Genomic DNA, 14,355 nt, shown 5'->3' on the forward strand with positions numbered 1-14,355 from the left:
ACGGGATGATTGAGACATACATCAATGACGGAGAAGCAAGCGACTCCTATGTCGTGATGCTGGTCCCGCAACGCGCAGAGAAAATCGCCGCAGTCAGGGCCCTGCTGCCGAACGTCGAACCAAAAAATGAGTGGGGCGGCGATGTCTATTACGCAGGGATTTTTCACTCCAGGCCCTACGCACTGATGATTGCCCAGAAGTACCAGGCACTCGAGCTGTTTGCGACGGTGAAGAAATTGAAACCCGCCGAATCCGCCGCGAACTGAACTGACGGGACAGTCCTCGACTCAACCTGACCGTGCTTTTAGCTGACCCAGGTGCGGGCGTTGCGGAACATTCGCATCCACGGCGAGTCTTCGCCCCAGGCCGGGTCATGCCATGACATCTGGACGGTGCGGAACACGCGTTCCGGGTGCGGCATCATGATGGTGACACGGCCATCAGTGTTACTGAATCCGGTGACGCCGCCGGGTGAACCGTTGGGGTTGGCGGGGTAGGTTTCGGTCGGGAAGCCCAGGTTGCTGATATAGCGCATGATGGACCCGGGAATCGCGGACGAATTCGCAGCGGAAGCCGCTCCGGCAGTCGGATTACTACCGTTGCGAAACTCGGCGCGACCTTCGCCGTGGGAAACGACAACCGGCAGCCGTGAGCCGGTCATGCCGGCAAGAAAAACCGACGGCGAGTCAGTTATTTCAACCAGGCTCAGACGTGCTTCAAATTGTTCAGAGCGGTTGCGTACAAAGCGTGGCCAGTGCTCGCTGCCGGGCACCAGTTCGTGCAGCGCCGCCAGCATCTGGCAACCGTTGCATACTCCCAGCGCGAATACATCATCACGTTGCAAAAACGTCCGGAATTCGCGTCGGGCTACATCGTTGAACAGGATTGACTTGGCCCAGCCTTCACCGGCGCCCAGCACATCGCCGTACGAAAATCCGCCGCAGGCGACCGCACCACGGAACTCGCGCAGGCTGCGCCGGCCGCTGAGGATGTCGCTCATGTGCACGTCACTGCTTTCGAAGCCGGCGCGGTCGAACGCCGCCGCCATCTCGACGTGGCCGTTGACGCCCTGCTCGCGCAGTATCGCCACTGGCGGTCGCGTGGTGTTTACAAACGGTGCGGCTACATTGTCGGCCGGGTCGAACGACAATTCGGCGGCCAGACCGGGATCATTGCTGTCGAGCAGCCGGTCGTATTCTTCCCGCGCACAGTCCGGGTTGTCGCGCAGCGACTGCATGCGGTAGGTGGTTTCGCTCCAGTTACGCTGCAACTCGAGGCGTGAACGGTCGATAATTTTCTCCGTGCCCAGTGTGACAACAATGCGATCGTGTTCAACCGGGCTGCCGATGACGCTGGCGCATTCAGTCAGGCCGGCGCGCTGCAGGTGCGCTGCTACCCGTGACTCGTCACGCGCCCGCACCTGGATGACAGCGCCAAGCTCCTCACTGAACAGTGCCGCGGCGGGCCGTTCGCCCGGCGCCAGACTGATGTCCAGGCCGCAGCGTGATGCAAAGGCCATTTCGCACAATGTGACCAGCAGCCCGCCATCGGATCGATCGTGATAAGCCAGCAGCAGGTTGGCCTCGCGCAGTGAACCGATGCAATCGAACAGGCCCTTGAGCAGTTCCGGGTGATCGACATCCGGCGTGCTGCCGCCGAGTGCGCCATAAACCTGTGCGAGGCACGAGCCGCCAAGCCGGTCCTGCCCGCCGCCCAGGTCAATCAGCAAAAGGATGGTGCCCGGATCGGCAACAAGCTGTGGTGTCAGCGTGTGGCGCACATCGGTTACCGGGGCGAATGCCGAAACCATCAGCGAAACCGGCGCAGCCACACACTTGTCTGTGCCCTGCTCCTGCCACGCGGTACGCATCGACAATGAATCCTTGCCGACCGGAATTGCCAGCCCCAACGCCGGGCACAGCTCCATGCCGACCGCGTGCACGGTGTCATACAAATCAGCGTCGTCCGTCTCAAATCCGGCCGCTGCCATCCAGTTGGCCGACAAGCGTACGTCGCTTAATTGTGCGATCGGCGCCGCGGCAATATTGGTAATCGCTTCACCTACGGCCAGACGTCCGGAGGCCGGTGCGTTGAGCACCGCCACCGGTGTGCGTTCACCGATCGCCATTGCTTCACCGGTGTATGTGTCAAAACCGCTCAACGTCACGGCTACGTCGGCCACCGGTTCCTGCCACGGCCCAACCATCTGGTCGCGCGCGGTCAGCCCGCCGACACTGCGGTCACCAATGGTGATCAGAAAGCGTTTGTCGGCAATGGCGGGAAATACCAGCAGTCGACACAGGGCATCGGTCAGGTCGATGCCCTGGCCGTCGAAGTCGTCGCGCGGTGGTGTGCCCCGGACAACCTCGCGCTGCGTTTTTGGCGGGTTGCCCAGCAGCGTGGCCATCGGCATTTCGATGGGCATGTTGTCAAAATGACGGTCGGTAACCTGCAGGTGCGGCGCTTCTGTCGCTTTACCGATCACGGCAAAGGGACAGCGTTCGCGGGCGCACAAGGCGGAAAACTCCGGCAGCCGGTCCGGCTCGATCGCCAGCACGTAGCGTTCCTGCGCCTCGTTGCACCAGATCGCCATGGGCGACATGCCTGGCTCGTCATTTGGCACTTCGCGCAGCTCAATCTGGCCGCCACGCCCACTGTGGTCGAGCACTTCGGGTACGGCATTGGACAAACCACCGGCACCTACATCGTGTACCAGCACAATCGGGTTCTCATCGCCCTGTGCCCAGCAGGCGTCAATCACTTCCTGCGCGCGGCGCTGCATCTCCGGGTTGCCACGCTGCACTGAGGCAAAATCCAGGTTTTCATCCGACTGTCCGGATGACATCGATGAAGCAGCGCCACCACCCAGGCCTATCTGCATCGCCGGACCACCGAGCACGACAATCAACGCGTCGACCGGCACATCATCTTTTTCTACATGCCCGGGGCGTACGTTGCCCATGCCCCCGGCGAGCATGATCGGCTTGTGATAACCGCGTCTGTAGTCATGACCGGGAACAGCTTGCTCGTAGCTGCGGAAATAGCCGGCAAGCGCCGGGCGGCCGAACTCATTATTGAAGGATGCTGCGCCGATTGGCCCTTCCAGCATGATGTCCAGCGCAGACACGATGCGCGACGGCTTGCCGTAGGGCTGCTCCCAGCCGTGCTCGAACCCGGGTATTCGCAGGTGCGACACGCTGAACCCGGTCAGCCCGGCCTTTGGTTTGGCGCCGCGCCCGGTGGCTGCCTCATCGCGAATTTCCCCGCCCGAACCGGTGGCCGCACCCGGGAACGGCGAGATCGCTGTCGGGTGGTTGTGCGTTTCCACCTTCATGAGCACGTGCACGTCTTCTTCGCTGTAGCCGTACTGGCCGTCATAGGGGTTGGCGAAAAAGCGCTGCGCACGCGAGCCGGCCACGACAGCGGCATTGTCACGATAGGCCGACAGCACGCCGTCAGGGGTTACGCGGTGTGTGTTGCGGATCATCGCGAACAGCGAACGCTCCTGCGGTATGCCGTCAATCGTCCACTCAGCATTGAAAATTTTATGCCGACAGTGCTCGGAATTGGCCTGCGCAAACATCATCAGCTCTGCATCGGTGGGATTGCGTGCCGCACGCAGGTAAAACTCGTACAGGTATTCAATCTCTGCCGGCGACAGCGCCAGGCCGAGACTGCTGTTTGCTTCGAGCAATGCATCAAGACCTGCGGTTTTCAGCGCTATGTGCGTGACCGGCGCGGGCGGCGCGTGGTCAAACAATGCGGCAGCAGCACTGCGCTCGCTCAATACGGTTTCGGTCATGCGATCGTGCAGAAGCGCGCCCATATCGGCCAGCTCGTCGGCGCCCACCTCGCCTTGACATTCCAGCCGGTACTCCACGCCGCGCTCGATTCGGCTTACTGCCGTCAGACCACAGTTGATCGCAATATCGGTGGCCTTGCTCGACCACGGCGAAATAGTCCCGACACGCGGGATTACCAGCAGCTGCCCGGGCGCCATCCAGTGCGGCGGCGACGAGCCGTAATGCAGCAGGCGCGCGAGCAGTTCGCTTTCTTCGTGGTTGAGTTCGCGCTCCGCCTCGACCAGGTGCATATAGCGCGCATCCAGCCCGACGATCCGCGCGTCAAGGCGGCGCAGCTGTTCCAGTTTTTTTGCCAGGCGGAATTCCGACAGCGCAGCGGCGCCCGGCAGCAGCAGGGTTAACGATTCAGTCGACATCGAGCCACTCCAGCCCTTCGTCCTGGTCGGCGATATGAACATCGCCCGCACCGCACTCCAGCGCACCGGCCAGCGCGGCGCGCGCCTTGTCGGTCGTGTTATTGGTATCGGAAAGATGCACAGCGACCACATGCTGCAGCCGTGAGCAGTCCATGCCGGTAACCATACCGGCAGCCTGCTCGTTGCTCAGGTGACCGTAATTACTGCCGACACGATTTTTAAGGTGTGCAGGATACGGCCCGGCGGCCAGCAGCTCGGGCGCGTGATTGCACTCCAGCGCCAGCGCGTCGCAGCCGCTGTATATCTGCAGCATGTGCTTGCTGACGTGACCGGTGTCGGTGAGCACGCCCAGCCGCCGGTTGCCATCGCTGAATACATACTGGCACGGCTCACGTGCATCGTGTGGCACCGGCGTTGGCTGGATTTCCAGGTCGCCGATGTTAAATTTTTCGTGGCAATTGACCAACTGCAGACGTGCGAGATGAGAATCGCGCACCGCCGCGCGGGTGCCCGGTGTCATCCACAGCTCAATATCGTGCTGGCGACAGAAACGCACGGCGCCAGCGACATGGTCGCCGTGTTCATGGGTAATGAGCACCGCACTCAGCTCGCCTGGCTTGCGGCCCAGGCGGCGCACACGCCGCGCGGTTTCCTTTGCCGAAAAACCGCAGTCGAGCATCACGCAGGTATCGCCGGCCTCGATCAGTGCCGCATTGCCGCGGCTACCACTGCCCAGGTAAGAAAACCGCAGCTTGCTCACTACCGGCCCGTCGTCACTGGTCGCCGGAGCCGCCATGACGCGGCGGGAAACTCACCGGAAACGGCGTTATCTTGCTGCCATCGGAGTCGCTGATCTTGCTCACACCCTGACGATCGACCTGGTCGATCCTGACGATGGCATGCATTGGCACCCAGGTGCGTTCGACGCCGTCGAACTCATCACGAAGGCGCTCTTCCGACGGATCGACTACCACGCCACCGCGCTCGCCGAACACCATGCCTTCGATACAGACAAACCCGAGCAGACCGGCGTCACTGACATCACGGGCGTAGACCTCGTAGATCTTGCCGTGGTTGTGAAAGGTGATGCGGTAAAGTTTTTTTTCAGGCATGTGCCGCACTCGTTGAATAGCCGCAGTATGCCACAGCACGGCTGCAGCAAATGTCACAAAAAAGCATTAACGGAACAGCCAGAACAGCAATGCCAGCAAACCGACAATAAGCGCGGCGGCAATCCACACAATCGGTCCGGGTCGCGCCGTTTCAGGGATCTGCCCGCCCATCATCGGGCGAATGTCCTCGCCGGACTCGGAGGCCTCGATTACCCTGCGGCGCAGCTGGCGATAAGCAGGCATGCTCAGCCGGCCGAACTGGTGGTCGGTCGACAGCTGTCGCAAGGCCTGCGCCAGCTCCTGTTCGCGTCTGTCTTCGTTTCCTGACACTGTCTAATCCGCGTCGCTAAACTCGATCACCGCAGCTGTAATGTTGTCGCTGGCCTCGCCTGCCAGTGCCTCGGTCAGCAGGGCCTCGCAGGCGGCGTCGCTATCCCCGTTGCCCAGGCAGCGTGCCAGCGTGGCATCGTCGAGATCCTTGTACAGGCCGTCGCTGCACAGCAGATAACGGTCACCGCTCTGTATCTGCCGCAGTTCGACGTCAAGATGGAGATCCTCGGTGCCGCCGACCGCCCGGGTAATGACATTCGCCAGCGGGTGATGCTCGGCATCTTCCGGGCGCAGTTCGCCGGTCTGGACCATCATTTCCACCTGGCTGTGGTCGACGGTCATTTTCTCGAACACTCCATCTCGCAGCCGGTAGGCGCGGCTGTCACCGGCCCAGATAATGACCACGTGATGGCCCATCACCAACAGGCCCACCACTGTGCTGCCGATGGTACGTGCCCGGGGTGCACCGGATTCGTAAAGATTGAGGTTGACGTCCAGTAGGCGGTCTTCCACCTCGTCGAGAAAATCGGCCGGGTTGTCATGGCGCTGCACGTCGCTCAGCGACTCGACGATCATGCGGCTGGCTACGTCACCGGCTTCGTGGCCACCCATCCCGTCGGCAACTACCCACAGGCCGCGGCGCGGAAGCGCCAGGCAGGCATCCTCATTGATCTCGCGAACTTTCCCGGTATGGGTTGCGGTTGCCGACTCCCAGCGGTACGTCGGATCGCTCAAGCGGTGTCTCTCCTGAACTGCGAAAGTTCGAGCAAGTTTTTCATTTTGGTTCGTAAGCTACTACGCCGACTGAGCTTCGTGACCCGCAGCGTCACCGATGACGCTGCGAAATATGGCGGAGAGGGTGGGATTCGAACCCACGGTACGCGTAAGCGCACACTTGATTTCGAGTCAAGCCCGTTCGACCACTCCGGCACCTCTCCGCAAGGCTCCGGTATCATAATGAAACTGCCCGGTTCTGGCTATCATCCGTTGGGGGGTGGCGTGCGCCTTGTAATCGCCATATTAATGCTCGACGCGTGCGTGTTCCTGAGCACCTGCTCGGTACCGCCGCCGCTGCTCGATACCATCCTCGAGCGCGGCACCCTGCGCGTGGTCACCCGCAACAGCCCGACCACCTATTTCTGGGCCAGCGACGGGCCGGCCGGGCCGGAATACGAGCTGGCGCGCGCATTTGCCGACAGCCTGGGCGTACGGCTGGAAATCTACAGCGCCGACACCTTCGACGGCGTCATTCCGGACCTGCTCAATTACCGTGCCGATATCGCCGCCGCCGGGCTGACGATCACCGAGCAGCGCGCCAGTGAGCTTGTCTTCGCCCCGCCCTACCAGGAAATTTCTCAGCAGGTGGTGTACCGCATGGGACGCAAGCGCCCGCGCGAGATCAATGATCTGCTTGGCAAACACATCGCGGTGACCGCCGGCAGCAGCCACGCGGAGGTGCTGCGGGAAATCCAGCAGGAGCTGCCGGGCCTGGCATGGACCGAGGTGCCGGCCAGTGACGGTGACCAGCTGATGTACGAGGTCGCGCAGAAAAACTACGACGTGACCGTTACCGACTCCAACGAGTTCGAGATCAGCCGCCGGTATCACCCGGCACTGCGTACCGCCATGACTCTGGGCGAGAAAGACCAGCTGGCGTGGGCACTGCGGCGGCGCGAGGATCCGAGCCTGTACCAGGCCGTCAGGGAGTTTTTTGACAGCGCTGATGGCCAGGCCCTGGTTGCCAGCCTGCACGACAAATACTACGACGACCGCAATGAACTGGACTATGTCGGCACGCGCCGCTTCCTGCGTCACGTCGAGTCGCGGCTGCCGCAGTACAAGGCGCTGTTCCAGGCTGCCGCGGTACAGAACGAACTCGACTGGCAGCTGCTGGCTGCGGTGGGTTACCAGGAATCACACTGGGACCACAGTGCTGTCTCCCCAACCGGCGTGCGCGGCATCATGATGCTGACAAAGGCCACTGCCAGGCAGCTCGGCATCAAGGACCGGCTCGATCTGCAAGCCAGCATTTTTGGCGGCGCCCGTTACCTGAAACGCCTGCGCCAGAAGATTCCGGAACGCATTCCGGAACCGGACCGAACCTGGATGGTGCTGGCGGCCTACAACGTTGGTTTTGGCCATCTCGAAGATGCACGAATACTGACCCAACGTCACGGCAAGGACCCGGATCGCTGGATCGACGTTCGCGAGCACCTGCCGCTGCTGGCCCAGCACAAATACCACAGCACACTAAAGCGCGGCTATGCCCGGGGCTGGGAGCCGGTCATTTATGTCGACAATATTCGCAACTACTACGACCTGCTGCAGTGGTATCACTCCGACCGCAACCGTGAGACTCCGGTTACCGCCAGTGCATCAGCGCCGCGCGGCGAAAAACGACTGCAGCATCTCGCCACACTTGTCGGCCAGTAAGCCGCCGGACACGTCTACCTGATGATTGAGCGCGGCAGACCGTGTGACATCGAGCACGCTGCCGCAGGCACCGGTCTTCGGATCGGCCGCGCCGTAGACCAGCCGCGTGACGCGCGCATGGACAATGGCGCCGGCGCACATCGCACAGGGCTCAAGCGTGACATACAAAGTAGCGCCGTTGACGCGATAGTTTTTCACGGCCGCACCGGCATCGCGTAGGGCGAGTATTTCTGCGTGCGCTGTCGGGTCGTTGGTGCTGATCGGGCGATTCCAGCCTTCGCCAAGCACCTGCCCGGCGCTTGTGATCACGGCGCCAACCGGTACTTCACCGGCCTGCTCCGCACGCCGCGCCAGCAACAGCGCGTGCTCCATCCAGCGTTCGTCGGCGAGTGAAAAGGCCATACCGGCAATTCTCTCACTGGCGTGTACGCAGTCAATGCAGTGCGGGCTACTCCGCACAGGGGCATACGCGAAAACCGGAAGCGGCATTCAGGCAGCATTCGCCCCTGCCCCGTGGGCGACTGTTGCTGACGATCTTATCCAGCCCACGAAGCAGTCCTGCCCGCCCGGAAGGGCGTATAGTCATTCTGGAAACGTCTTATAACCCGCTAATATTGCTTGTTATTATGATGGCAGGTTTCGCGAAACTTGCCCGCGGCAGAGCAGCCTACTCCCACTCGATCGTTGCCGGCGGTTTGCCCGAGATATCGTAAGTGACCCGGGATACTCCATCGATCTCGTTGATGATGCGATTCGACACCCGGTCGAGAAACTCGTACGGCAGGTGGGCCCAGCGCGCCGTCATGAAATCGACGGTTTCTACCGCGCGCAAGGCAATTACATAGTCGTATTTGCGCGCATCGCCCATCACCGCCACCGAACGCACCGGCAGGAACACCGCGAACGCCTGGCTCACCTTGTCGTACAGACCGGCAGCACGCAGTTCGGAAATAAAAATATGGTCGGCCTCGCGCAGCAACGCCGCAGATTCGGCATGCACTTCACCGAGAATCCGCACGCCCAGGCCGGGGCCGGGAAACGGATGCCGAAACACCATGTCATACGGTAATCCCAGCTCGAGACCTATTGTACGCACCTCGTCCTTGAACAGTTCACGCAACGGCTCGACCAGCTTCATGCGCATATGCTCCGGCAGGCCGCCGACATTGTGATGCGACTTGATCACGTGTGCCTTGCCGGTGCTGGCGCCGGCTGACTCGATCACGTCGGGGTAAATCGTGCCTTGCGCGAGAAAGCCGATATTTGCAAGTCTGCCGGCCTCGTCCTCGAATACGTCGATAAACGTGCGGCCGATAATTTTGCGTTTATCTTCCGGATCGGCGACCCCCTGCAGTGCTGACAGAAAACGATCCGCCGCATCGACACGGATGACGCGCACGCCCATGTGCTCGCCAAAGGTGGCCATTACTTCGTCACCCTCTTTTTTGCGCAGCAGGCCGGTATCTACAAACACACACGTCAACTGGTCGCCGATGGCCCGGTGCAGGAGTGCTGCCACAACGGACGAATCGACCCCTCCGGACAGGCCCAGCAAAACGCCGCCATCACCAACCGTTTCGCGTACATTCGCAATCGCGTCGTCGATAATGTTTTCGGACTGCCACAGTGCGGCGCAGCCACAGATATCCCGCACAAAACGCCTGATAATGCGCTTGCCCTGGCGGGTGTGCGTCACCTCCGGATGGAACTGCAGCCCGTAAAACTGACGACCCTCGTCAGCCATGCCGGCAAGCGGCGCGCTGGCGGTCTCGGCGATCACCTGGAAACCGGGCGGTAACGATTCAACCCGGTCGCCGTGGCTCATCCAGACATCAAGCAATGCCTGCCCATGTTCATCGGCGTGATCCTCGATACCTTCGAGCAGGCTACTGCTGCCCGTAATATGAACGCGGGCATAGCCGAATTCCTTGCTGCTGGAGGTATCGACGCGGCCACCCAGCTGCGCCGCCATGGTCTGGAAGCCGTAGCAGATTCCCAGCACCGGCACGCCGAGTTCGTAGACCAGCTCGGGGGCCACCGGCGGTGTCTCCAGCGTTACTGACTCCGGGCCACCCGACAGAATTACTCCACGCGGAGAGAACTGCGCAACGGCGCTTTCGCCCACGTCCCACGGCATGATCTCGCAGTAGACTCCCTGCTCGCGAACCCTGCGTGCTATCAGCTGGGTGTACTGCGAGCCAAAGTCGAGAATCAGGACGCGCTCAGCGTGAATATCGGGCGCCGGGTTCGTACTCATATCAATCGCGACGTCCGAAACGGTAGTTGGGCGGCTCCTTGGTAATAGTCACATCGTGCACATGACCCTCCACCACGCCGGCACCACTGACGCGCACGAACACCGGATCGCTGCGCATCGCTTCGATGTTGACGCTGCCGGTATAGCCCATCGACGAACGCAGTCCGCCGGCAAGCTGGTGAACAATTTTTATTACGCTACCCTTGTAGGGCACACGGCCCTCGACCCCCTCCGGCACAAGCTTTTCAACTTCGTCAGTGGGATCCTGGAAGTAGCGCTCGGCGGAGCCATGACGCTGCGCCATTGCGCCGAGCGAGCCCATGCCGCGATAGGTTTTATAAGAGCGGCCCTGGTACAGCTCCACTTCGCCGGGCGATTCCTCGGTGCCGGCAAACAGTCCACCGATCATCACGGTGTGAGCGCCGGCAGCAATGGCTTTGGCAATATCGCCGGAATAGCGTATGCCGCCATCGGCAATAAGCGGCACGCCAGTACCCTGCAGCGCCGCCGCGACATTACTGATCGCGGTTACCTGAGGCATGCCGACACCGGCTACTACCCGGGTTGTGCAGATTGAACCGGGCCCGATGCCAACCTTGACCGCATCGGCGCCGGCCTCGACCAGCGCGCTGGCCGCTTCTGCCGTGACGATATTGCCACCGATCAGCGCCAGATCAGGCCATGCCTGGCGGATGCCACGCACAGTCTGCAGCACGCTCGCAGTGTGCCCATGCGAAGTATCCACGACAATAACGTCAACACCGGCTTCGACCAGCGCGCCAACGCGGTCCATGGTGTCAGCGCTGGTGCCAACGGCGGCGCCCACGCGCAATGCGCCACGCTCATCCTTGCTGGCGTTGGGAAAGTCCTTGGCTTTCTGGAAATCCTTGACCGTAATCATGCCCTTGAGCTGATAACCGTCTGCGACTACCAGAACTTTTTCAATGCGGTGCTTGTGCAGCAGCGCCAGCACTTCATTCTTGGGTGCGTTCTCCGGCACGGTGACCAGTTTGTCCTGCGGCGTCATTACCGTACTTACCGGCGCATCGAGCTGGGTTTCGAAGCGGATGTCGCGATGCGTGACGATGCCTACCACCTTGCTGCCGTCCACGACCGGAACACCGGAGATGTTCTTCTCCCGGGTCAGTTCGATTACCTGGCGGATGGTCAGATCGGGCGTAACCGTGATCGGGTCGGTGATAATTCCGCTTTCGTATTTTTTGACACGGCGCACCTCACGCGCCTGTGCCTCTGCGGTCATGTTTTTGTGGATAAAGCCGAGGCCGCCTTCCTGCGCAAGGGTGATCGCCAGCCTCGCTTCGGTAACCGTATCCATAGCCGCCGAAACCAGCGGCAGCTGCAGCGAGATGGTGCGGGTGAGCTGCGTGCCCAGATCGACATCGCGCGGCAGTATTTCGGAGTACGCGGGCTGTAGCAGCACATCGTCGAATGTGAGGGCTTCCTGGATGACGCGCATATACTTTTCCCGCTGACCGTACGTTAACCGGCCATTTTACGGGGCGCAGATTTGCCGGTAAAGACGACAATGCGCCGGGGCGACTCAATTGGCATGAATGCCTTATCATTACTGGATGGACACCCCCGACAACCCGCAGCTGGACCTGGTCCCTGGCCGCGACATCTACTCGGTTGCGCGCCTCAACCGCGAGGTGCGGGCGCGGCTGGAATCGGGATTCGGGGCGGTTTGGGTTGAGGGCGAGCTGTCCAACGTCAGCACGCCCCGCTCCGGTCATATTTACTTCACGCTCAAAGACGATCGCGCACAGGTGCGCTGCGCCATGTTCTCGTCACGCAAGCGTACGCTGGGCTTTCGCCCGGCCAACGGTACCCAGGTGCTGGTTAATGCGCGCCTGTCTGTCTACGAACCACGCGGCGACTACCAGCTCATAGTCGAAAGCATGGAGGAAGCGGGCGAAGGTGCTTTGCGCCGCGCGTTCGAGCAGCTGAAAAAGAAGCTTGCCGCCGAAGGCCTGTTTGCTGCCGAAAACAAGCAACCCCTGCCTGCAGTGCCGCTACGCATAGGCATTATTACCTCACCTACCGGCGCTGCGCTGCGTGACGTGCTCAAGGTGCTGCGGCGACGATTCCCCGCAATACCGGTGCTCGTTTACCCGGTGTCGGTACAGGGAGCCAAAGCCCCCGGCGAAATCGTTGCGGCAATCAGGCTGGCGCAAGAACGCGCCGAGTGTGATGTGTTGCTGCTCACCCGTGGCGGCGGTTCGCTGGAAGATCTGCAGGCATTCAACGAAGAGGCCGTTGTACGCGCCGTCGCTGAATGCGATATACCCGTAATCTGCGGGGTCGGTCACGAGATCGATTTCAGTATTGCTGATTTCGCTGCCGACCAGCGCGCCCCGACACCGTCGGCGGCAGCCGAAATGCTGGTGCCTGACCGTCACGAATGGCTGCGCGGCCTGGTCACCACGGCCAATCGGCTGGTCAACAGCGTCAGACAGGCGGTCGGCCAGGCACACCAGAAACTGGTTTATGAAACCCGGCGGCTCGACCAGCAGCATCCGGGACAGCGGCTGCGCCAGCAAACGCAGCGTCTCGACGAACTTGAGCAGCGGCTGGCAACGCACATGCGCCATCGGGTCGAGAGCCTGCGCGGCCGGCTGGCGCAGGCACAGACGCATCTGCAGCGTGTCTCACCACGTCACCGGCTGGCGCGCACCGGGGACGCGCTGCAGGGCACTCAGCAGCGCCTGGCTGCGGCGACGCGGGCAACAATCGATGGTTTCAACAGGCGGCTGTCGGTAGCCGCCCGGGCACTCGATGCGGTGAGCCCGCTGGCCACACTCGACCGTGGCTACGCAATCGTCACTGCCGGTAACAAGATCGTGCGTGACGCGACCAGACTGAAACAAGGCGACGCCATCGAAGCGCGCGTCGCTCGCGGTATCATAGAAGCAACAGTAACCGGCACCCGGAAAGAGAAGGAATAACTATGCGAGCCGTTCTTGCAATACTGTGTCTGGCCGTCATCGCACCAGCCGCTCAAGCGCTGCCACAACATCTGCCGGTGCCCGGTGGCGTAGCGATACTTGACATACCGGACCTGGACGGCGCCGCACCGCTTGCAACCTTCAATGGCAAGCGCGTGCTGGTGCAGATGGATGGCGATCGCTGCGTAGCACTCGTTGGACTGCCCCTTAGTACCAAACCCGGTGAGCATGCGCTCGAGCTGGAGGGCGTAAAAGGGACACGTGCACGACTGACGTTTACCGTCGACAGGAAAGAGTACGAAACACAGCGACTGACAATCTCCAACAAGCGCAAGGTTAACCCGACCGAGGAAGATCTGGTGCGTATCGGCAAGGAACGCAAGCGCATCAATGCTGCACTCGAAGCGTGGACAGAAGTTGCTGCGGTAGAGACTACGCTGATGCGGCCACTGCCGGGGCCGCAGAGCAGCCCGTTTGGCCTGCGCCGTTTTTACAACGACCAGCCACGCAGCCCGCATAGCGGCATGGACATTGCGGCAGACGAAGGTACGCCTATCTACGCCGCCGGCACCGGCGTCGTGAACGAAACCGGTAACTACTTTTTTAATGGCAGTACGGTTTTCATTGACCACGGCCTGGGGCTGGTCACTATGTATTGCCACATGAGTGAGATAAAAGTCGAGCCAGGACAGTCGGTTGCAAAAGGCGACGTGATCGGCCTGGTCGGCATGACCGGCCGGGTAACCGGACCACACCTGCACTGGAGCGTGACGCTCAACGATGCCCGCGTGGACCCGGCGCTGTTCCTGCCACCGGAACCCCCCGCCAATTAGCACAACCTGTCAGCGGCCACGTGGCAGCGGCCGTGTGGGAGCGACCGTGTGGGAGCGGCTTCAGCCGCGACTACCAGGAATCAAGGTCAGGCAGTCGCGACTGAAGTCGCTCCCACGGGGAACTGATCGCGGGCAGTCGCGACTGAAGTCGCTCCCACGGGGAACTGATCGCGGGCAGTCGCGACTGAAGTCGCTCCCACGGGGA

At 61.6% G+C, this 14,355-nt stretch carries 12 protein-coding genes and 1 tRNA gene; 4 read left to right on the forward strand and 9 right to left on the reverse strand.

The window, feature by feature from the left end; all coding sequences use genetic code 11:
- Positions 1-266 (forward strand): hypothetical protein (locus HKN06_08995; GenBank protein ID NNF61451.1); only part of this gene is annotated, 266 nt, incomplete at its 5' end.
- A gap of 38 nt (positions 267-304) precedes the next feature.
- Here HKN06_08995 and purL read toward each other — a convergent pair.
- The 6 genes from purL to HKN06_09025 all read right to left on the reverse strand — a co-directional run bounded on the left by purL (position 305) and on the right by HKN06_09025 (position 6,599).
- Positions 305-4,219: a phosphoribosylformylglycinamidine synthase gene (purL, locus tag HKN06_09000; protein NNF61452.1), complete on the reverse strand. Its 3,915-nt coding sequence runs from the start codon at positions 4,217-4,219 to the stop codon at positions 305-307.
- Positions 4,209-5,015: an MBL fold metallo-hydrolase gene (locus HKN06_09005; protein NNF61453.1), complete on the reverse strand. Its 807-nt coding sequence runs from the start codon at positions 5,013-5,015 to the stop codon at positions 4,209-4,211. The genes purL and HKN06_09005 overlap by 11 nt, the downstream gene beginning before the upstream one ends.
- Complete coding sequence (locus HKN06_09010) at positions 4,993-5,331, reverse strand: DUF1820 family protein (protein NNF61454.1); 339 nt, start codon at positions 5,329-5,331, stop codon at positions 4,993-4,995. The genes HKN06_09005 and HKN06_09010 overlap by 23 nt, the downstream gene beginning before the upstream one ends.
- Before the next feature lie 66 nt (positions 5,332-5,397).
- Positions 5,398-5,661, reverse strand: coding sequence for a hypothetical protein (locus tag HKN06_09015; GenBank protein ID NNF61455.1), 264 nt, complete (start codon positions 5,659-5,661; stop codon positions 5,398-5,400).
- 3 nt (positions 5,662-5,664) lie between these two features.
- Positions 5,665-6,396 (reverse strand): serine/threonine-protein phosphatase, encoded by a 732-nt coding sequence (locus HKN06_09020; GenBank protein NNF61456.1) that lies wholly within the window; start codon positions 6,394-6,396, stop codon positions 5,665-5,667.
- Positions 6,397-6,509: 113 nt separating this feature from the next.
- Positions 6,510-6,599: transfer RNA gene (locus tag HKN06_09025), tRNA-Ser, on the reverse strand.
- Between the two features lie 19 nt (positions 6,600-6,618).
- On the opposite strand from HKN06_09025, the gene mltF reads away from it, so the two are divergent.
- Positions 6,619-8,094, forward strand: a complete 1,476-nt coding sequence (gene mltF / locus HKN06_09030; protein ID NNF61457.1) for a membrane-bound lytic murein transglycosylase MltF — start codon at positions 6,619-6,621, stop codon at positions 8,092-8,094.
- Here mltF and tadA read toward each other — a convergent pair.
- From tadA to guaB, 3 genes are all read right to left on the reverse strand, one after another.
- Positions 8,038-8,496 (reverse strand): tRNA adenosine(34) deaminase TadA, encoded by a 459-nt coding sequence (gene tadA, locus HKN06_09035; GenBank protein NNF61458.1) that lies wholly within the window; start codon positions 8,494-8,496, stop codon positions 8,038-8,040. The genes mltF and tadA overlap by 57 nt on opposite strands.
- A gap of 265 nt (positions 8,497-8,761) precedes the next feature.
- Positions 8,762-10,351: a glutamine-hydrolyzing GMP synthase gene (gene guaA, locus HKN06_09040; protein NNF61459.1), complete on the reverse strand. Its 1,590-nt coding sequence runs from the start codon at positions 10,349-10,351 to the stop codon at positions 8,762-8,764.
- Between the two features lies 1 nt (position 10,352).
- Positions 10,353-11,828 carry an IMP dehydrogenase gene (gene guaB / locus HKN06_09045; GenBank protein NNF61460.1) on the reverse strand — a complete coding sequence of 492 codons (1,476 nt, stop codon included), beginning with the start codon at positions 11,826-11,828 and terminating at the stop codon, positions 10,353-10,355.
- A gap of 115 nt (positions 11,829-11,943) precedes the next feature.
- Between guaB and xseA the strand changes: the two genes are divergently transcribed.
- Complete coding sequence (xseA, locus tag HKN06_09050; protein ID NNF61461.1) at positions 11,944-13,317, forward strand: exodeoxyribonuclease VII large subunit; 1,374 nt, start codon at positions 11,944-11,946, stop codon at positions 13,315-13,317.
- A 2-nt stretch (positions 13,318-13,319) separates the two neighbouring features.
- On the forward strand, positions 13,320-14,150 hold the full coding sequence (locus HKN06_09055) for a peptidoglycan DD-metalloendopeptidase family protein (protein ID NNF61462.1): 831 nt from the start codon (positions 13,320-13,322) through the stop codon (positions 14,148-14,150).
- The last annotated feature ends 205 nt before the right edge of the window (positions 14,151-14,355 follow it).

The sequence above is a fragment of the Gammaproteobacteria bacterium genome, assembly GCA_013003425.1.
Lineage (GTDB): Bacteria > Pseudomonadota > Gammaproteobacteria > Steroidobacterales > JABDKV01 > JABDJB01.

Coding starts and splice junctions, on each gene's coding strand:
- purL (NNF61452.1), bottom strand. CDS start 4,219: ATGTCGACTGAATCGTTAACCCTGCTGCTGCCGGGCGCCGCTGCGCTG.
- HKN06_09005 (NNF61453.1), bottom strand. CDS start 5,015: ATGGCGGCTCCGGCGACCAGTGACGACGGGCCGGTAGTGAGCAAGCTG.
- HKN06_09010 (NNF61454.1), bottom strand. CDS start 5,331: ATGCCTGAAAAAAAACTTTACCGCATCACCTTTCACAACCACGGCAAG.
- mltF (NNF61457.1), top strand. CDS start 6,619: ATGAAACTGCCCGGTTCTGGCTATCATCCGTTGGGGGGTGGCGTGCGC.
- tadA (NNF61458.1), bottom strand. CDS start 8,496: ATGGCCTTTTCACTCGCCGACGAACGCTGGATGGAGCACGCGCTGTTG.
- guaA (NNF61459.1), bottom strand. CDS start 10,351: ATGAGTACGAACCCGGCGCCCGATATTCACGCTGAGCGCGTCCTGATT.
- guaB (NNF61460.1), bottom strand. CDS start 11,828: ATGCGCGTCATCCAGGAAGCCCTCACATTCGACGATGTGCTGCTACAG.
- xseA (NNF61461.1), top strand. CDS start 11,944: ATGGACACCCCCGACAACCCGCAGCTGGACCTGGTCCCTGGCCGCGAC.
- HKN06_09055 (NNF61462.1), top strand. CDS start 13,320: ATGCGAGCCGTTCTTGCAATACTGTGTCTGGCCGTCATCGCACCAGCC.